Source organism: Mogibacterium kristiansenii (genome assembly GCF_009695905.1).
Lineage (GTDB): Bacteria > Bacillota > Clostridia > Peptostreptococcales > Anaerovoracaceae > Mogibacterium_A > Mogibacterium_A kristiansenii.
Genome location: NZ_VUNA01000039.1, coordinates 1 through 1,690 on the forward strand (window position 1 = coordinate 1; position 1,690 = coordinate 1,690).

Here is a 1,690-nt window from a genome sequence, read left to right on the forward strand (position 1 = left end):
ACTATCCACTTCCATCAAATGAAAAAGACAGCGCAACTGTTTTGCAAAAGTAACTTCTTGTCTGGATTTGCAAATTTAAAATCCAGTGCTGCCATAACAAAAGCAGAACTTACTTTTTCAATTCAGGTAATCTCAAAATCCAGTTCTGCATTACTCTTCATATGTTCAGGATTACTTGTTTTTGGCAGAGAAACTGCACCTAGCTGAAGCGTATATTTAATGCAGAGCTGTGGAACAGTCACGCCATACTTCTTTGCAATCGCAGTTATCTCCGGTTGATTTAATATTTCACCATGTGCAATTGGTGAGTATGCTTCCACGACAATATTATTCTTCCGGCAATATTCTACTAACTCCATCGGCGTATTGCTGATATGGAGAAGAATCTGATTTACCATTGGCTTAATCTTTGCTGTTTCAAGAAGACTTGCAATATCTTCAATCTGGAAATTGGAAATTCCGATTGCCTTAAGTTTTCCTGCCTCATAAGCATCCTCAAGAGCTTTCCATGCCGCGCGATTTCCCTCTACATATCTATCTTTGCACTGATTAACCTTTGCCCACGGCTGCGGACTGTGAATAATCATCATATCAAGATAATCCAGTCCCATCTTTTCAAGCGTCTCATTGATTCCTGCCATCGCTTCCTCATAAGTCTTATGCTCTGCGGCAACCTTTGATCTTATTTTAGTTTTCTATATTCTTCATCACTTACCGGTTCAAGCCATTCATTGGAACTATTTTCGCCCGGAACTTCTATTGCCAGATGTGAAAACCATTCATCCGGTGCGGCTCCATGCCAGTGCTTAACACCTGTAAGAATATTGATGCAGTCACCTGGCTTCATTTCTACACTGCTTCTGGATTTTTTATTCATCCAGTCAAGATCAGGCTTTGTATATGGAACTTTCGGCTCAATCTCAAACAAATCCGCTTTTACTTCCTCTGCAATCATCTGGGCTACTTTTTTTGTTGTTCCGCTTGCACTGAAATATGAATGTCAACTAGAAAGTGAGCCACGTGCTCGTTTGATTTTGAGCCACTTGTGCTCATTTGAAAGTGAGCCACCTAAGCACTGTTTTTCGAATGATCCAGACGGTAGGAGTCCCCATTCATATCTAGGACATAGGATCTGAATGTAAGACGGTCTACCAGAGCTGCCACCATGGCGGTGTTTTCGAAAAGATTTGTCCATTCCGAAAACGCCAGATTGGTAGTAACGATAGTGCTTCCGCGCTCACTTCTGTCAGCAATAACTTTAAATAACAGTTCTGACTGGAAACGGTCAAAACTTACATATCCCATTTCATCGATTATCAGCAGATCGACTTTCTGGATCCTTTTCTCCAGTTTGCCGAGAGCATAGTTGTCCTTCGCTTCTGATAATTCGGTCGATAATGAGGCGGCGTTCTTGAATAGAACGCTCTTACCGCCGGCACAGGCCTTGAGACCTATGCCGATTGCCATGTGAGTTTTCCCTCTGCCGGGATTACCTATCATGACAAGATAATATGAAATGACCTCACATTTGTAATATCGTGGATTCGCCACTATACTGTAATTGACGACTAAATCAATAGACAGTGGTTTACCACATACAAAAGGAGGTCATTTATGAATAGAATACTAAAAATCGGAATGGATGTCCATAGCACCAGCTACACTTTATGTGCAATGGAGCCCGTGCTTG

Annotated in this window: 2 protein-coding genes and 1 pseudogene; all 3 read right to left on the reverse strand. The window is 41.6% G+C overall.

Annotated features, from left to right (window positions below):
- Positions 1-122 precede the first annotated feature (122 nt).
- Positions 123-641: an aldo/keto reductase gene (locus FYJ65_RS09435; protein WP_331469474.1), complete on the reverse strand. Its 519-nt coding sequence runs from the start codon at positions 639-641 to the stop codon at positions 123-125.
- Positions 642-682: 41 nt separating this feature from the next.
- Positions 683-985: pseudogene (locus tag FYJ65_RS09900) on the reverse strand (flavodoxin); the annotation flags it as partial.
- 83 nt (positions 986-1,068) lie between these two features.
- Positions 1,069-1,500, reverse strand: coding sequence for an ATP-binding protein (locus tag FYJ65_RS09445; protein ID WP_154555073.1), 432 nt, complete (start codon positions 1,498-1,500; stop codon positions 1,069-1,071).
- Positions 1,501-1,690: the final 190 nt, after the last annotated feature.

What these genes read in the sequence shown, in the direction of transcription:
- FYJ65_RS09435 (WP_331469474.1), bottom strand. Translation starts at nt 641, where the DNA reads ATGGCAGGAATCAATGAGACGCTTGAAAAGATGGGACTGGATTATCTT.
- FYJ65_RS09445 (WP_154555073.1), bottom strand. Translation starts at nt 1,500, where the DNA reads ATGATAGGTAATCCCGGCAGAGGGAAAACTCACATGGCAATCGGCATA.